Below are 16,304 nucleotides of genomic sequence, written 5' to 3'. Positions count from 1 at the left end.
AAGTTTATACTTTTAAGACAATTTTTGTTCTAATTCAAAACCCACTATTATGAAAAAGCTATACTTTTTGCTTCCTTTTATCTTCTTTGCCTGTAAATCGGGTACTTCGACCATTCCTGAAAAAGAGACAAATTCAAAACCAATTGAAGTCACTTATAAAGTAAAAGAAACCGAGATTTCAGATTTCTTAAAATACCTTTCTTCGGACGAAATGGAAGGGCGTGAAACTGGAACTAAAGGAATTGAAAAAGCAGCAGTGTTTCTGGAAGATTTTCTAAAAAAGAATAATATCAAACCTTATTTTAAAACGTATCGTGATACACTGACTAATTTTAAAAGTCCCGCTTTTAATATAGTCGGAGTAATTGAAGGAACAGATCCGGAATTGAAAAAAGAATTTGTTGTGTTAAGCGCACATTACGATCATATTGGGATAGAGAAAAAAGAACAGGCTGATAAAATTAATAATGGAGCTAATGATGATGCTTCAGGCGTGACTTCTGTTGCTGCAATGGGGAAATATTTCAGCGAAACCAAATCAAACAAACGCAGTATTTTAATTGTGTTTTTTGCCGGAGAAGAAAAAGGGTTGTTAGGTTCTAAAAGTTTAGTTCAGAAATTGAAAGATCAAAACTTTAATTTATACACGCAATTAAATATCGAAATGATTGGTGTGCCAATGAAAAGAGACTATCTGGCTTATATTACAGGTTTTGATAAATCGAATATGGCTGCTAAAATAAATGAATACACAGGAAAAAATACAATAGGATTTTTACCAAAAGAAGCAGAATATCAATTATTCTACAGATCGGATAATTACTCATTCTATGATGTTTTCAAAAAACCATGCCAGTCTATAAGTACTTTTGATTTTGAAAATTTTGATTTCTATCATCATGTTTCAGATGAATTTAAGCTGATGGATATTCCACATATTACGGCTTTTACTCAGGAATTATTGCCAGCGGTTACTAAAATTACAACTTCTCCAACACAGGAAATAACCATGAATAAATAAGAGGCTGTTTTACAGCATTTGATTATTTTTGCTCCATGAAAAATATTATTGTTACCGGAACGAGTAGAGGAATTGGTTATGAATTAGCATTGCAGTTTGCTAATGCAGGAAATCAGGTTTTAGCCATTTCAAGAAAAATACCTAAGACACTTTTAGAACATCAAAATGTAACTTGTCTGTCTATTGATTTGGCAGATGAAACGGCTTTACAGCAAGTAGAAAATTTTCTTTCTTCAACATGGAAAAAAGTAGATGCTGTAGTTCATAATGCCGGAGCATTACTTTTAAAACCTTTTGCAGAAACAACCCAGGCCGATTTTGAAAGTATTTACAAAGTAAATGTTTTTGCAGTTGCAAATCTGACTAGAATCTGTCTTCCGTATTTACAAAAAGGAAGCCATGTTGTAACAATCAGTTCCATTGGCGGAGTGAGAGGAAGTTTGAAATTTGCAGGATTAGCCGCTTACAGTTCAAGCAAAGGCGCTGTAATTACGTTGACTGAATTATTAGCCGAAGAATATAAGGAACAAGGTATTTCGTTTAATGTTCTGGCTTTAGGTTCTGTTCAGACTGAAATGCTGAACGAAGCTTTCCCTGGTTATCAAGCGCCAATTTCAGCCGAAGGAATGGCAACTTATATTTATGATTTTACTCTTAACGGAAATAAATATTTTAACGGAAAAGTATTAGAAGTTTCGTCAACGAATCCGTAATTTCTAAAATTCAATTTTGAAATACCAAATTCCAAAAACAGAAGAAAACTTCTAACATTTAACAAATAACATCTAACCTAACTTGAGCGATACTTTAGCTAAATATATTCCGGAACATGCGGTAAAACCCGTTTTCGATTTGATAGTGGCCAATCAGGTGCATTTGAAAATCGTAAACGAGCGTCAAACCCGTCACGGAGATTATAGACGCGGACCAAGTGGAAAACACGAAATTACGGTTAATGCCAGTTTGAATAAATACCGATTTTTAATCACATTGATTCATGAAATTGCGCATTTGGTTGCTTTCGAAAAATTTGGAAGAAACATAAAACCGCATGGAAATGAATGGAAATTTACTTTTCAGCGTTTGATGGTTCCATTTATCAGACCGGAAATATTTCCGGGACATATTCTGCCTTTATTGGCGAGACATTTTAAGAATCCCTCGGCAAGTAGTGATACGGATACAACTTTATCTCTCGCTTTAAAACAATACGATAAAGAAAGCGATAAAAATTATGTTTTCGAAATACCTTACGGAAGTGTGTTTAGAATCAAAAATGGTAAGGTTTTTAAAAAATTAGCGGTTAGAACAAAACGTTTTGAGTGTATAGAAATTAGTTCCGGAAAAACCTATCTGTTTAATCCAAATGCTGAAGTAGAGTTAATTAATGTTCAATAAATAAAATCCCAAATTCCATTCTAAAATAGTTTGGAATTTGGGATTTTGTATTTGGGGTTTCCAAAGAATTGGAATTTTTAATTATTTTATGTCTTTCAAATAAGCTTCTCTAACTTTTTTAAACAGATTAGAAGAGTATACGAATTTAACAATGTCTTTGTTGTCGGTTACAAAGATTTCTTCCTTAGTTCCTTGCCAGGCTTTTACTCCTTTTTTTAAGAAAACAATATTTTCACCGATTTCCATTACAGAGTTCATATCGTGGGTATTGATTACGGTTGTGATGTTATATTCTTTTGTGATTTCCTGAATCAGGTTGTCAATCAATGTTGAAGTATTTGGATCCAGGCCAGAGTTTGGTTCATCACAAAATAAATACTTCGGATTGTTTACAATCGCACGTGCAATAGCCACACGTTTCTGCATACCTCCTGAAATCTCTGATGGCAATTTTTTATGAGCATCTACCAGATTAACTCTTTCTAAAACAAAATCAACACGTTCTTTAATTTGTGCCTTAGTATTATTGGTGAACATTCTTAATGGGAAAGCTACGTTTTCTTCAACTGTCATCGAGTCAAATAATGCTGAGCCCTGAAATACCATTCCGATTTCAGTTCTTAATTCGCGTTTTTCATCTTTATCTAAGTCAGAATAAACTCTTCCGTCAAATTCAATTGTTCCTGAGTCAGGGGTGTGGATTCCTAACAAGGTTTTTAATAAAACTGTTTTTCCAGATCCACTTTGTCCAATAATCAAGTTGGTTTTTCCAGTTTCAAATACCGTCGAGACGCCTTTTAAAACTTTGCTGTCGCCAAATGATTTTTCTATGTTTTTTACTTCTATCATTATCCTAATAATAATTGAGTTAATATATAATTTAGAAGGATAATAGTAACAGATGTCCATACAAACGATATGGTACTTGCTTTACCAACCTCTAATGCGCCGCCTTTCATGTAGTAGCCATGAAAAGATGGAATTGTTGCCAATAACATAGCAAAGATTAAAGTTTTGATAAAGGCATATGTAATATGAAAGGGTATGAAATCTTTCTGAGCTCCCATAATAAAATCTGCTCCGGTTGAAAATCCTCCATAAGCGCAAGCCATCCATCCGCCAAAAATTCCTAAAAACATACTGATTCCAATTACAAAAGGATACATTAGTAAAGCTATAATTTTAGGAAAAACAAGATAGTTTAATGAATTAACACCCATAACCTCTAAAGCATCAATTTGTTCTGTAACACGCATCGTTCCGATACTTGAAGTAATATAAGAACCCATTTTTCCGGCCATAATTACCGAGATAAAAGTAGGAGCAAACTCCAAAATAACAGATTGACGAGTGGCAAAACCAATTAAATATTTCGGGATTAATGGATTAGTTAAGTTTAAGGCCGTTTGAATGGCAACAACTCCTCCAATGAAAAAAGAAATGAAGCAAACAATTCCAAGAGAGTCAATAATAAGGTCATTGATTTCCTTAAAGATTAGATTTTTCATAACAGACCATTTGGTCTGTTTATTGAAAATTTCTTTCAGCATTAAAAAATATTTCCCTATTTGGGATAAATAACGAATTAGCATCATAATTTTTAAATATTGGCTAAGTTAAAAAGAAGTTATGAGTTATGGGTAATGAGTTCCCTTTTTTCGACTGTTTTGGCAATCAAATTAACTTTTGTTTCATTTTTTGTAAACGATAATTCCTAATAAACTTAGCTTGTTCCGGAGTTACTAATAAAGGAGTTTTGGCGCTTTTTGCTTTCATAAATCCTTTGATGTAATCCAAAAATAGAAATGGTTTTTTCTTCATCATGGCCAGTTTTGCCGAAGCAATCGCAGTGATCCAAAAACCATATCCTAAAGTATAAAAAGCTTCGCCTTGTTTGTAGCGGGCTGTTTTGTTGTAATTGGCACCAGTTGGTTTTAGATGTTTTACATGTAAAGACTGATCTGTTACTATTTTCCAGTCATAATATTTACACAATAATTCATCGACAGTATCCCAGCCCATAGCAGGTTTTAAACCACCAATTTGCTGAAATGTTTCTTTTCTGTAGGCTTTTAGCGCTCCGCGAATATGATCTTTATCGGTTAGATTTTCTAAAACCCATTCGCCGTTTTTATCAATATAACAGAATCCGCCCACCATTCCGATTTTTGAATCCGATTCAAAATGTTTGATTATGGTTTCGAAATAGTTTGGAGGAAAAATTAAATCACCATCAATCTTTACAATAATATCGTAATCCGAATCCAGAGTTTCAAAACCTTTCTGAAATGCCTGAATCACTTTGCTGCCCGGTAAATGAATCGCATCTGAAGTTTTGTTTACAACAGAGATGTATGGATTTTCTTTTGCGAATCCTAAAACAACTTCTTCCGTTTTATCAGTTGAATTATCATTGACAACCACAACTTTTGAAGGCAAAACGGTTTGCGTAACCAAAGATTGTAAGGTTAAGCCAATTAAACTCTCTTCGTTGTGTGCCGGAATGACGATGTAATATTTCATAAATTTTCAATTTAAAATCCCAACTTTTTAAAATTCCAAATTCCAATTAAAGCGAGTTCAATTGGAATTTGGAATTTTAGTATTGGAATTTATTTAATTTTTTCCGCAACAACAATATAATATCTCGGAGTGAAATATCTTAATAATGGTCTAAGTCCAAGTTTTTTTACCGGATGGGTAAATTGAAGACGATCTGTGATTTTCCATCCCGTTTTTTCTAAAAGCCAGTCCAATTGCCAGTCTTCAAATTCATGGTAATGTCTGTCCCACATATCGGTTTTAGAACGATATGCCGGTGAAAACCATAAACGTAACGGAATTGAAATTAGCAATTTGTCACATTTTACGTTTTGTAAAATGGTGTACGGATTTAATAAATGTTCGAAAATTTCAAATGCTGTAAATACAGTATAGTCTTCTGTCTGTAAAGCAGTATGATCGTTATCTAAATCTTCGCCTTTAGTGTTTTTTACAGTATAACCGTTTTCCTCCATTATTTTGGAGAACGGATTTGGAACACCAAAATCAAAAATGGTTTCAGATGTGCTAACGTGTTTTTGTAAAAATTCTAAGGTAAGTCTGAATCTTTTATTCGGAAACGTTTTTTCGTACATAGTCATTGCGAACGAATCTCTCGTTCATGAATTGTTAATTAGGTCGCAAATATACTAAAAAAGTATTCAGTGTTCAGTTTTTAGTATTCAGTTGCGGTGGTAAGTTTTAAATGAATTTCACGCAAAGACGCGAAGTCGTAAAGTTTTTAATTTCACGCAGATTATGCGGATTTAAGCAGATTTTTAAAAATCATTTTAATCCTTCCAATCTGTGGCAAAAAAAGAAACTTTGCGACTTCGCGTCTTTGCGAGATTATTTCGCTTAAAAACTTATAAAGCTTTATTTAATATCGGTAAACAAAAGCATTAATATTCATTCCGGCTCCAACTGAAGCAAAAATAAGAACATCGCCTTTATTGATTTCGTGACCTTCCACTTTTCCTTGCAAAATTAAATCATATAAAGTTGGAACAGTTGCAACACTGCTGTTCCCTAAATCGTGAATGCTCATTGGCATGATGTCTTTAGGAGGAGTTTGTCCGTATAATTTGTAGAAACGTTCGATAATTGCTTCATCCATTTTTTCGTTTGCCTGATGAATAAGGATTTTTTTAACTTCATCAATTGCAATTCCGCTATTGTCCAGACAGCTTTTCATGGCGCACGGAACATTGCTTAAAGCGAATTCGTAGATTTTACGTCCGTACATTTTAATGTATTTCGTATCCGGATCTAAATCTTTGTTGTATGATTTTCCAAAGAAAAGAAAACCAGCTTCGTCCGTTGCGAAAGTAGCGCTTTCGTAAGCTAATAATCCAGCTTCATCAGTTGAAGCTTCCAAGATTGAAGCTCCCGCACCATCAGAATAAATCATCGAATCGCGGTCGTGATCGTCTACTACTCTTGACAAAGTTTCGGCTCCAATTACCATTACTCTTTTTGCCATTCCGGATTTGATGAAAGCATTCGCTTGTAAAACCCCCTCAATCCATCCCGGACATCCAAAAATAATATCGTAAGCCACACATTTAGGATTTTTGATTCCTAATTTATTTTTAACACGTGTTGCCAAACTCGGTAAAATATCAGATTGTGTAGTTCCGGTTTTTACATCGCCAAAGTTATGTGCGATGATAATATAATCTAAAGTTTCAGCATCGATATTTGCATTAGCGATTGCTTTTTGTGCTGCAAAAAATGCTAAGTCAGATGCAGTTTGATCTTTTTCAGCATAACGACGGTTTTCGATTCCGGTAATGCCCTTGAATTTTTTAATAACAACTTCGTTCGGATAACCAAAAGGAGTTCCATCCTCATTTAAAAAAACATGTTTGTCAAAATCTGTGTTTTTTACTTCTTGATTAGGAATATAGCTCCCAATACCAATAATTTTTATTTTCATTATTTCCCTTTAATTATCCGATAAATATCATGCTAAAGTATAAATAAAAAAATGATAACTATCATAAAATTTACTATGCATGCATATAATTAAGGAATAACGATTTTTTCAAAGATATATTGCTTATTTTTTAATGAATTTTTCGAATTACCGAGATTTCAAACGATTGAAGCCAGATTGATGACCAAATTTTGTGTATAGTTTTTTTGCTTTGTTGAATTAATTTAACAAAACAGGAATAGAAAGTTAAGTTTTTTTAAAGACTATTCTTTCTTTTAGAACTTGACCGCGTGAGGGATAGGAATAAGCTACCGAAGTAGCATGGATAGCCCGACAGCATCCCGGTAAATGGGCGAATATGCGTAAAGTGAAGTTGCCCATTTATCGGGATGGTGGCACGCCCTAATTAATTTTAGATTTCTGAGTTTAGATTTTAGATTTGTTTCAAGTTTCAACATAACCTGAAAAAAACAAAACCCGACAGGCTTTTAAAATCTGTCGGGTTTTAAATATGTTAAGAAAACTAAATTTTAGCTTTCCATGTAAGCTTCGATTGGAGCACAGCTACAAACTAAGTTTCTGTCACCATAAGCATCATCAACACGACGAACAGATGGCCAGAATTTATTGTCAGCGATGTAATCTAATGGATAAGCCGCTTTTTCTCTTGAATAAGGGAAATCCCAAGTGTCAGAAGTTAACATTGCTAATGTGTGCGGTGCATTTTTCAATACGTTGTTTTTGTCATCAGCAGTAGCCGCTTCTATTTCTTTTCTGATTGAGATAAGTGCATCACAGAAACGATCTAACTCCGCTAAATCTTCAGATTCAGTTGGTTCAATCATTAAAGTTCCAGCAACTGGGAAAGAAACCGTAGGAGCGTGGAAACCGTAATCCATTAAACGTTTTGCGATATCACCAACTTCGATTCCGTTTTCTTTGAATGCACGACAATCTAAGATCATTTCGTGAGCTGCTCTTCCACATTCTCCAGTATAAAGAATTGGGTAGTGACCTTCGAAACGTGCTTTCATATAGTTGGCATTTAAGATTGCATGCTCAGTAGCGCTTTTTAATCCTTCAGCTCCCATCATAGTGATATAACCGTAAGAAATCAAACAAACCAAAGCAGATCCGTAAGGTGCAGATGAAATAGCAGTAATTGCTTGCTCACCACCCACATTTAAGATTGGGTTTGTTGGCAAGAACGGAACTAATTTTTCGTTCACACAAATTGGTCCAACACCAGGTCCACCGCCACCGTGAGGAATAGCAAATGTTTTGTGTAAGTTTAAGTGACAAACGTCAGCACCAATTGTAGCAGGATTTGTTAATCCAACTTGCGCGTTCATGTTTGCACCATCCATATATACTAATCCGCCATTATCGTGGATTAATTTTGTGATTTCAATAATCGAAGATTCAAAAACTCCGTGAGTAGAAGGATAAGTAACCATTAAACAAGATAAATCATCTTTGTGTTCAATCGCTTTTTCTCTTAAATCTTCTACGTCAATATTTCCTTCCGGAGTAGTTTTCGTAACAATGATTTTCATTCCGGCCATCGCGGCAGAAGCAGGGTTTGTTCCGTGAGCCGATGAAGGAATCAAACATACATTACGGTGACCTTCGTTTCTTGACATATGGTAAGCACGAATAGCCATTAATCCAGCATATTCTCCTTGAGCACCTGAGTTTGGCTGTAAAGTTGTTCCGGCAAATCCAGTAATTACATTTAATTGTTGCTCTAATTTTTTAAGCATTGTTAGGTAGCCTTCAACTTGGTCAACTGGTGCAAACGGGTGAATACTGTTCCAGTTTGGCATTGAAAGAGGCAGCATTTCAGAAGCTGCGTTTAATTTCATCGTACAAGAACCTAACGAAATCATCGAATGATTCAATGATAAATCTTTACGCTCTAATTTTTTGATGTAACGCATCAACTGGCTTTCTGAATGATGATTGTTGAAAACATCATGAGTCAAGAAAGAAGAAGTTCTTTCTAATGAAGCCGGTAATTGACTTGCAGCAGTTAATTCAGAAACCGTAACAGTTTCTTTTCCTAACGCTTCAGCAAAAATCGCAACGATTTGGTTGATGTCTGCAACAGACGTTGTTTCGTTTAATGAAATTGAAACCGAATCAGCATCAGGGTAGAAGAAGTTTACTTTGTTATTCTCCGCAACAGCTTTTACTTTTTGAGCATCAGCTTTTACTAAAATCGTATCAAAGTAAGCCGTGTTGGTTTGGTAAACTCCTAATTTATTTAAAGCTTCAGCAGTGGTAACTGCAGAGGCGTGAACTTTGTTTGCAATGTATTTTAATCCTTTTGGTCCGTGGTAAACTGCATACATTCCAGCCATAACTGCTAGTAAAACCTGAGCAGTACAAATATTTGAAGTTGCTTTTTCACGTTTAATGTGTTGTTCACGAGTTCCTAAAGCCATACGTAAAGCGCGGTTTCCGTTTGTGTCAACAGAAACTCCAATGATACGACCTGGCATTGAACGTTTGTATTCATCTTTAGTGGCAAAGTAAGCTGCGTGAGGTCCACCGTACCCCATTGGCACACCAAAACGCTGAGTTGTTCCAACAACTACTGCAGCGCCCATTTCTCCCGGAGAAGTTAAAGCTGCAAGTGATAAAATATCAGCAGCAAAGGCAACTTTGATTTCGTTTTCTTTTGCTTTAGCAACAAAAGTACTGTAATCGTTTACTTGACCATATTTTCCCGGGTATTGTAAAATAGCTCCAAAAAACTCATTTGAAAAATCAAATGTTTCGTGGTTTCCAACCACTAATTCAATTCCGATTGGAGTCGAACGCGTTTGTAAAACCGATAAAGTCTGAGGTAAAATTTCTTCAGAAACGAAGAATTTGTGTGTATTGTTTTTCTTTTGATCTCTCGTACGAACGTCAAATAATAACGCCATAGCTTCTGCAGCAGCAGTTCCTTCATCCAATAAAGAAGCATTTGCAATTTCCATTCCTGTTAATTCGATAACAGTAGTCTGGAAATTTAAAATTGCTTCCAAACGACCTTGAGCAATTTCTGCCTGGTAAGGCGTGTAAGCAGTATACCATCCCGGGTTTTCGAAGATATTTCTCTGAATTGGAGCCGGAACGATAGTTGGGTGATAACCCAAACCAATGTATGATTTAAATGTTTTGTTTTTCTTTCCTAAGTCGCGAATATGATTTGCAAATTCGAATTCTGTCATAGCAGGTTCTAAATTCAACGGCGCTTTTAAACGAATATCGTCCGGAAGGGTTTCATAAACAAGTTGTTCAATCGAGTCAACACCAATGGTTTGTAACATGTGTTGAAGATCTGTTTCTCTTGGACCAATGTGTCTTAAAGCAAAAGCATCTGTTTTCATTTGTAGCAGTCTATTTTTTTAAAGATCAAAAGTAATTTGCCGGGTGTTTTATTTGACGTAATCTCATGCTACACAAGGTTTATTACATTTTATAGTAAATGTGTTGTTTTTTTGTGGCGCAAAATTAAGTATTATTAATAATTTAATGGGTATTTTTAACTTCATTTTTTATCAATTTTATAACTAAAGAGTTGATTTGTTACCAATTGATTAGATTTCGGGATATGAAACTTCTAAAACAAATGTTCAATTTTTATTTAAACAGCAGTATTCACGTGGCTTTGTCGTGTTATGCTTTAGTCCGAATAACGTTTCATGTGTTTCATATTCAATACGATGAGCCAATGGCACTATTCGTTTTTTTTGGAACAATTGTAGGATATAATTTCGTAAAATATGACGCATTGGTTCGCGTAAAGAAAAATCCAATTGGTACACAATTAAAAATTATTGCTGTTTTGAGTTTCATTTCGGTAATTTTGGTTGGCTATTATTTTTTCCATTTAAAGCGGATTACCCAAATTATCTCTGTCGTAATTTTTCTGATTACTGCACTTTATACTTTACCATTTTTTCCAAACCGAAGAAATGCCCGAAATTGGGCGGGCGTAAAAATTTATATTGTAGCACTTTGCTGGGTTGGTGCCACTTTGGTTTTACCTTTAATAAATGCCGAAATTCCGTTTACGACAGATTTCTTTATCAAATGCATTCAGCGTTTTGTTTTAGTTTTTGTGCTGATTTTAGTTTTCGAAATCATCGATTTAGCCAACGATGATCCGCATTTACAAACCGTTCCGCAGACAATTGGCATTAAGAAAACCAAACTTTTAGGATTTCTATTGTTGATTCCGTTTTGGTTTTTAGAAGTTTTTATATCAACATTCAATTATCACGATGCGATTATAAATCTGATCATGGTTGTCATGCTGATGTTATTTATCTTTTTTGCCAATCCAAATCGCTCTAAATATTACACTTCCTTTTGGGTCGAAAGTGTACCAATATTTTGGTGGCTGATGATAGTTTTTCTTTAAAAATATTCTGGACGTGCCCCCGATTTGATAAGTGGGCAAAATGCTTTACAGTTATTCGCCCACTTATCAAATCGGGGTCGGGCTATCCGCTCCGCCGCGGCGGACAGCTCCTATCCCTCACGCAAAACGTAAAACGAGAAGATTCGTTTTCAATATATATAGAGAGAACTAACATATTAAGAATATTGCCAATGGTTTCAACCACTGAGACGGATTCGTACACGTTTCCCAAGGTTGAAACCGCGGGCTATGTTTAAAATCAGAATTTGAAAAATAAATTTTAATTGAATTTATTTTTTAACCTCCAGCTTCAGCTGGAGGTTAAAAAATATCTCCAATAAGGATTTTAGCCAAATGATAAAGTTTGGCTAAAGCCAATAGTATTTAATCCTTAATTCACCTCCAGTTAAAACTGGAGGCAACTGAATTTGTTGTTTATTTGGATAAATATGGCCAATGGTTTTAACCATTGAGACTTTTTCTTTTCACAACGCTTCCTGCGGTTGAAACCGCAGGCTATGTTTGGAATTTGGAACGAAGAATTTTCATCTAATTGTTTTATGAATTGCCTCCAGCTTTAGCTGGAGGTTAAAAAATGCCTCCAATAAAGACTTTAGCCAATGACAAAGTTCGGCTAAAGCCAACAATATTTAATCCTTAATTCACCTCCAGTTAAAACTGGAGGCAACTGAATTTGTTTTTTTATCTGCTAAATCTGCTAAAATCTGTAGAATCTGCGTGAAATAAAATCCAATCAATTATTGTTTTCTGAAACTTCTTTTAAAACCTTATTCCTTTCCAAAAGAAAATGGGTCAAATGTCTTTTCAAAAACAAAATATCAAAAAGTTCTCCGAAAATCCCAAATGGAGTTTCATATTGTAATTTATCTTTCATAATTGTAAAACCATTTTCTTCTTCAAAAAAATGTTCATGTTTAAAGGTTTTGAATTTTCCTTTTTCCATTTCATCCACAAAATAATCGTAGAGATTCATTACGGGAATTCGGCTTTTGTGTGTGATATAGAAACCGAAATGTTTACCACGCCAAGTTACCGTTTCATTCAAATTTATTAAACCAGATGTTACGCCTGCAATTGCTTTTTCTTTTGAAGGACTTGCCGATTGCTGATGAATATCGATGTTTCTTGAAGCATTGAAAACAATTTGTTTTGGTGCTTTAATTTTGGTTGTGAGGTTTATTGTTGTCATGATTTTCTTGTTTTGTGCGTTGTTTTGTCATTTCGACGAAGGAGAAATCACACTAGAAACTCCACAATCAAAATCGTCAATCTTTGTCGATTCTCTAGTGTGATCCCTCGTTCCTCGGGATGACAAAAATGCGTGTGGTTTTAGTGCAATAAATTTTCAAAAGCCTCATCAATATCCCCAAACTTAAATCGAAACCCATTTTCCAAAAGTCGTTTCGGAATAACATTTCGACTTTTTAAAACCAATTCTGTTTCTGTTCGAATAAAGAAAGATCCAATTTCCAGAAAGAATTTAGTCATCGGAATTCCAAAAGGAAAACCAACGATTTTTCTCAGTTTCTGCATAAAAACGGCATTTCGAATTGGAGTAGGAGAAACAATATTGATCACACCGGTCATTTCCTTCTGAATAATAAAATCAACTGCACTTGCAAAATCGTCCTCATGAATCCAACTTACAAACTGATTCCCTTTTCCTTGTTTTCCTCCAAAACCAATTTTTGCCAAAGTTTTTAAAGGAATAAAAGCGCCTCCATTTTTTCCTAAAACAATAGAAGTTCGTAAAGCCGTTTTCATTGTCTTTGGAGTTTCGGTTTTAAAGAATGCTTTTTCCCAGGAAAGCGCCACATTTATAGAAAAATCATTTCCGATTTCGCCATCAATTTCATCCATTTGTTTGTCTAAAGAAAAACGATAAATAGTTGCCGTTGAGGAATTCAGCCAATGTTGTGGTGGATTTTTACAATTCAAAACTGCTTTATTCAGGATTTTTGTACTGTCAATTCTTGACCAAAGAATTTCTTTTTTATTCTCTTTCGTGTAACGGCAATCGACAGATTTTCCGGCAAGATTAATTAAAACTGTTGCATTTTCTAATTCCTTTTCCCAACCGGTAAAAGTTCTGGCGTTCCAGTTTACATATTTTATTCCGTCAATTGTCTGAGATTTTCCGCGAGTTAGGATTACAATTTTTTCAAATTTATTTTTGAAATGATTGACTAAAATTTGTCCGAGAAAACCGGTTCCAGATGCTATTACGAGTTTGTTCATGATTGTGTTTTTTTTGCCACGAATTCCACGAATTTTCACGAATTCCTATTTAGCAAAACGCTAGAAAAAATTAGTGGAAATTAGTGTAATTCGTGGCAACTTTAATTTATAATTAAAATCAAAGCAAGAATTCGATAAAGAATCCAAGTGTAAGATAAGTAAAAAGGAAGTTTTAAAATTTTCACTCTTCTAAAATGTTCCAAAAACATGATTAAAACCGTTACTCCAAACCAACCCAAAACAATTATTTCTGGAAGAGAAACAAATCTGCTTACAATCAACATTGGACTTAAAATTAAACTTCCCATCAAAGAAACGGTCATTATATTTCCTGCGTAATTCAGGATTGTTTGTTTGTCAAATTTTAAAAGGAATAAACTTTGAAAAACAATTTGTCCAAATGCCAGAATAATTTCTCTCGTGATACTGCTTTTTGGTAAACTCGGAATCAAATTAGAATAACCAAAAAGAATTAAAGTTGTTATGGTTAATGCAAATCCGATAAAAAGTAATCGGTATTTGTAATTGAAATCGGGCGTGCATTGTAATTTGTTTTCTACTTTTACATTTCCCGGAATAATTACTTTTCGGTTATAAGAAACGAAAGAGTATATTTTTTTCAGGATAAAATGAATAGGTTTAAGCGTTGCGATTTTTTCAATTAAAGGAAATGAAAAACCAATGACTTTTATTAAACTATCTACTCCATATGTAACGGTTTTGGTTTTATTATCAACCAAAGCAATTTCGTTTGGAGCACGTTTTAAATCCACAAAACTTTGCTCTTCTTCAGATAATTGGCAATACGATTTTCTTCCGTTTTCATCAAGCATGCCACTTTTTACAAATCCAGTCGTGTACAAACTGCAAAGCGGACAATCTTCATCATAAAGTAAGGTTTGGTTTTCTAACGTTTTCATGATTTTTGGTTTTAAAGATGAATAGTTTTATGCGTATAATTCCTCTTGAATCGGAATCAGTTCAATTTTTCTTTTATTCTTCACTGTAATTTTTGATCCTTTAGCCAGAAAAACAGAAGTTGGTTTTTGAGTTTGAAGAAATCTAAAATCACTCCCGTAATTTTTCTCGAAATCAATATCGATTCGATGATTTAAAACTTCCAATTGTTCCCATCTTGGATGTGTCACTTCATATTCAAAAGTGGTTTCTTCATCGATTTTGGTATATCCGAAATAATGTTCTGTGATGAATCCAGCTTCAGAATCAACTTCAATTTCTATTGGAATATTTTTAGTTTGTAATTCCATCGTATTCCATTCTTTATCATTTTTCCATTGATAAATGAAAGTATTACGCTCTTCATTTTCATGAATTTCATGTCTCATTTTCTGAGTTTCATAATGTTCCTGATACAAAGTGTTTGCGATAAAAGTAATCGCCTTTTTAGGAACAATTTCTTTGATGAAAACCACTCCGCGTTTCCATTCGCCATTTTCAAAACGTTTTACATAAAATCTCAAATTCACTTCTTCAAAGTCAACATGAAACGGAACTTTCAATCCTAAAACTTTGGTGTTTTTAAACATAAATCCAACCAGACTGACATAACATTTGTTGTTCCAAATATCAATCTCAGTTCCTGCTGGAAGATATTTTTCTAATAGTTTAGCTTCAACTTCATAATTGAAAAGTGCTAAATTTTTCCATTCTGCTTTTAAGAAGTTCATTGGTGTGCTTTTTTATAGGTTATTATAGAAAAGAAAATTGCCAGTATAATTGGAATTGCAAACAGGATAAAATATAGAATCTGATAATTTAAAATGAAGCCATTTATAAACGATAAGACAAAAAAGAAACAAACTCCTTTTATGTAATATTGGAGGTTTTTATCTTTCGGTTCGTCTATAAGCATTTTTATACCGAAAATCACTTGAAATAAGCCGGTTAATATTAAAAACAGAAACCCGCTTCCAGTAATATTTCCACTGCTCTCATTACTCAATAATCCGAATACAATCAATATAATCAGTGTTCCAACAAAAAAGTAATTAAGATAATTTATTGCTTTCATAGTTATTGATTGTTTTAAACTTTCAGAAAAAAATGAAAGTTTAGTTTAAATTTTTTTAATCTGAAGATTTACTTCATCATTTTCATAAACAATTTTCCAAGCCAGTTATCATTAAACTCAGTCATTTTGTCCAGCATATTATCTGCTTTTAAAACGAAATCATACAATTTGGAAGTTTGGTCTACAAAGTGTTTTTCTTCTGCCGAATTATTAGCTTCAATTGTCGAAACTTCTTTTAAGATCTTAAGAGTAGGTTTAATTTCTCTTTTGCTTCTTTCTCTGGAAATTTTAACTGCTAATTCGTCCAGATCTTTTTCTGCTGTGAAAAACTCTTTTCTTTCACCTGCTTTAAATTCTTTGTAAACAATTCCCCAATCCATTAAACCTCTTAGGTTCATACTTGCATTTCCGCGGGAAATCTGTAATTCTTCCATAATGTCTTCCATAGAAACAGGTTCGTTTGAGACCATTAATAAAGCGTGGATCTGTGCCATCGTTTTATTAATTCCCCACTGAGAACCTAATGCTCCCCAGGTTTGTACAAACTTATTTTTTGCTTCTTTGAATTCCATGAGTCAAATGTAAGTAAAAGTTTTTAAACTTTCAAAAATAATTGAAACTTATTTAACAAATTATAAAGTTATGTTAATTCAAACCTTGAAATTTTTGATTAAATAATGATACAGCTATTTTTGTA

The 16,304-nt window shown here is 33.9% G+C and carries 16 protein-coding genes; 4 read left to right on the top strand and 12 right to left on the bottom strand.

The window, feature by feature from the left end; translation table 11 throughout:
• Nucleotides 1–49 precede the first annotated feature (49 nt).
• The 3 genes from HYN56_RS02320 (at nucleotide 50) to HYN56_RS02310 (ending at nucleotide 2,419) form a co-directional block, all read left to right on the top strand.
• A complete protein-coding gene (locus HYN56_RS02320; protein ID WP_109190703.1) occupies nucleotides 50–1,021 on the top strand; it encodes a M28 family peptidase in 972 nt (323 codons plus the stop codon).
• Between the two features lie 35 nt (nucleotides 1,022–1,056).
• Nucleotides 1,057–1,734 carry an SDR family NAD(P)-dependent oxidoreductase gene (locus tag HYN56_RS02315; protein ID WP_109190702.1) on the top strand — a complete coding sequence of 226 codons (678 nt, stop codon included), beginning with the start codon at nucleotides 1,057–1,059 and terminating at the stop codon, nucleotides 1,732–1,734.
• A gap of 82 nt (nucleotides 1,735–1,816) precedes the next feature.
• Nucleotides 1,817–2,419, top strand: a complete 603-nt coding sequence (locus HYN56_RS02310; protein WP_109190701.1) for a SprT-like domain-containing protein — start codon at nucleotides 1,817–1,819, stop codon at nucleotides 2,417–2,419.
• 81 nt (nucleotides 2,420–2,500) lie between these two features.
• Here HYN56_RS02310 and HYN56_RS02305 read toward each other — a convergent pair whose 3' ends face one another.
• The 6 genes from HYN56_RS02305 to gcvP form a co-directional block, all read right to left on the bottom strand.
• The gene (locus tag HYN56_RS02305; protein WP_109190700.1) at nucleotides 2,501–3,268 is read right to left on the bottom strand and encodes an ABC transporter ATP-binding protein; all 768 of its coding nucleotides are present in this window, start codon (nucleotides 3,266–3,268) and stop codon (nucleotides 2,501–2,503) included.
• Nucleotides 3,268–4,014, bottom strand: coding sequence for an MlaE family ABC transporter permease (locus tag HYN56_RS02300; RefSeq protein WP_109190699.1), 747 nt, complete (start codon nucleotides 4,012–4,014; stop codon nucleotides 3,268–3,270). The genes HYN56_RS02305 and HYN56_RS02300 overlap by 1 nt, the downstream gene beginning before the upstream one ends.
• Nucleotides 4,015–4,093: 79 nt before the next feature.
• Nucleotides 4,094–4,942, bottom strand: coding sequence for a glycosyltransferase (locus HYN56_RS02295; RefSeq protein WP_109190698.1), 849 nt, complete (start codon nucleotides 4,940–4,942; stop codon nucleotides 4,094–4,096).
• A gap of 89 nt (nucleotides 4,943–5,031) precedes the next feature.
• The gene (locus HYN56_RS02290; protein ID WP_109190697.1) at nucleotides 5,032–5,556 is read right to left on the bottom strand and encodes a methyltransferase; all 525 of its coding nucleotides are present in this window, start codon (nucleotides 5,554–5,556) and stop codon (nucleotides 5,032–5,034) included.
• 284 nt (nucleotides 5,557–5,840) lie between these two features.
• Complete coding sequence (locus HYN56_RS02285) at nucleotides 5,841–6,899, bottom strand: 3-oxoacyl-ACP synthase III family protein (protein WP_109190696.1); 1,059 nt, start codon at nucleotides 6,897–6,899, stop codon at nucleotides 5,841–5,843.
• A gap of 530 nt (nucleotides 6,900–7,429) precedes the next feature.
• Entirely contained in the window at nucleotides 7,430–10,279 is a 2,850-nt protein-coding gene (gene gcvP / locus HYN56_RS02280) for an aminomethyl-transferring glycine dehydrogenase (protein ID WP_109190695.1), read from the bottom strand.
• Between the two features lie 224 nt (nucleotides 10,280–10,503).
• On the opposite strand from gcvP, the gene HYN56_RS02275 reads away from it, so the two are divergent.
• Entirely contained in the window at nucleotides 10,504–11,316 is an 813-nt protein-coding gene (locus tag HYN56_RS02275) for a UbiA prenyltransferase family protein (protein WP_109190694.1), read from the top strand.
• A gap of 754 nt (nucleotides 11,317–12,070) precedes the next feature.
• Here HYN56_RS02275 and HYN56_RS02270 read toward each other — a convergent pair.
• The 6 genes from HYN56_RS02270 to HYN56_RS02245 form a co-directional block, all read right to left on the bottom strand.
• A complete protein-coding gene (locus HYN56_RS02270; RefSeq protein ID WP_109190693.1) occupies nucleotides 12,071–12,526 on the bottom strand; it encodes an SRPBCC family protein in 456 nt (151 codons plus the stop codon).
• 140 nt (nucleotides 12,527–12,666) lie between these two features.
• Nucleotides 12,667–13,575 carry a TIGR01777 family oxidoreductase gene (locus HYN56_RS02265; protein WP_109194700.1) on the bottom strand — a complete coding sequence of 303 codons (909 nt, stop codon included), beginning with the start codon at nucleotides 13,573–13,575 and terminating at the stop codon, nucleotides 12,667–12,669.
• A 101-nt stretch (nucleotides 13,576–13,676) separates the two neighbouring features.
• Nucleotides 13,677–14,495, bottom strand: a complete 819-nt coding sequence (locus HYN56_RS02260) for a thiol-disulfide oxidoreductase DCC family protein (RefSeq protein WP_109190692.1) — start codon at nucleotides 14,493–14,495, stop codon at nucleotides 13,677–13,679.
• 27 nt (nucleotides 14,496–14,522) lie between these two features.
• A complete protein-coding gene (locus tag HYN56_RS02255; protein WP_109190691.1) occupies nucleotides 14,523–15,263 on the bottom strand; it encodes a YqjF family protein in 741 nt (246 codons plus the stop codon).
• Nucleotides 15,260–15,607, bottom strand: coding sequence for a hypothetical protein (locus HYN56_RS02250; protein ID WP_109190690.1), 348 nt, complete (start codon nucleotides 15,605–15,607; stop codon nucleotides 15,260–15,262). Before HYN56_RS02250 ends, HYN56_RS02255 begins: the two co-directional genes overlap by 4 nt.
• Nucleotides 15,608–15,675: 68 nt before the next feature.
• The gene (locus HYN56_RS02245; protein ID WP_109190689.1) at nucleotides 15,676–16,179 is read right to left on the bottom strand and encodes a GbsR/MarR family transcriptional regulator; all 504 of its coding nucleotides are present in this window, start codon (nucleotides 16,177–16,179) and stop codon (nucleotides 15,676–15,678) included.
• Between the last annotated feature and the right edge of the window lie 125 nt (nucleotides 16,180–16,304).

The organism is Flavobacterium crocinum, assembly GCF_003122385.1.
Classification (GTDB): Bacteria; Bacteroidota; Bacteroidia; order Flavobacteriales; family Flavobacteriaceae; genus Flavobacterium; species Flavobacterium crocinum.
This window is presented reverse-complemented; position numbering and strand designations above follow the sequence as displayed.

Coding starts and splice junctions, on each gene's coding strand:
- HYN56_RS02265 (WP_109194700.1), bottom strand. CDS start 13,575: ATGAACAAACTCGTAATAGCATCTGGAACCGGTTTTCTCGGACAAATT.
- HYN56_RS02250 (WP_109190690.1), bottom strand. CDS start 15,607: ATGAAAGCAATAAATTATCTTAATTACTTTTTTGTTGGAACACTGATT.
- HYN56_RS02285 (WP_109190696.1), bottom strand. CDS start 6,899: ATGAAAATAAAAATTATTGGTATTGGGAGCTATATTCCTAATCAAGAA.
- gcvP (WP_109190695.1), bottom strand. CDS start 10,279: ATGAAAACAGATGCTTTTGCTTTAAGACACATTGGTCCAAGAGAAACA.
- HYN56_RS02315 (WP_109190702.1), top strand. CDS start 1,057: ATGAAAAATATTATTGTTACCGGAACGAGTAGAGGAATTGGTTATGAA.
- HYN56_RS02255 (WP_109190691.1), bottom strand. CDS start 15,263: ATGAACTTCTTAAAAGCAGAATGGAAAAATTTAGCACTTTTCAATTAT.
- HYN56_RS02295 (WP_109190698.1), bottom strand. CDS start 4,942: ATGAAATATTACATCGTCATTCCGGCACACAACGAAGAGAGTTTAATT.
- HYN56_RS02275 (WP_109190694.1), top strand. CDS start 10,504: ATGAAACTTCTAAAACAAATGTTCAATTTTTATTTAAACAGCAGTATT.
- HYN56_RS02300 (WP_109190699.1), bottom strand. CDS start 4,014: ATGATGCTAATTCGTTATTTATCCCAAATAGGGAAATATTTTTTAATG.
- HYN56_RS02305 (WP_109190700.1), bottom strand. CDS start 3,268: ATGATAGAAGTAAAAAACATAGAAAAATCATTTGGCGACAGCAAAGTT.
- HYN56_RS02290 (WP_109190697.1), bottom strand. CDS start 5,556: ATGTACGAAAAAACGTTTCCGAATAAAAGATTCAGACTTACCTTAGAA.
- HYN56_RS02270 (WP_109190693.1), bottom strand. CDS start 12,526: ATGACAACAATAAACCTCACAACCAAAATTAAAGCACCAAAACAAATT.
- HYN56_RS02320 (WP_109190703.1), top strand. CDS start 50: ATGAAAAAGCTATACTTTTTGCTTCCTTTTATCTTCTTTGCCTGTAAA.
- HYN56_RS02260 (WP_109190692.1), bottom strand. CDS start 14,495: ATGAAAACGTTAGAAAACCAAACCTTACTTTATGATGAAGATTGTCCG.
- HYN56_RS02245 (WP_109190689.1), bottom strand. CDS start 16,179: ATGGAATTCAAAGAAGCAAAAAATAAGTTTGTACAAACCTGGGGAGCA.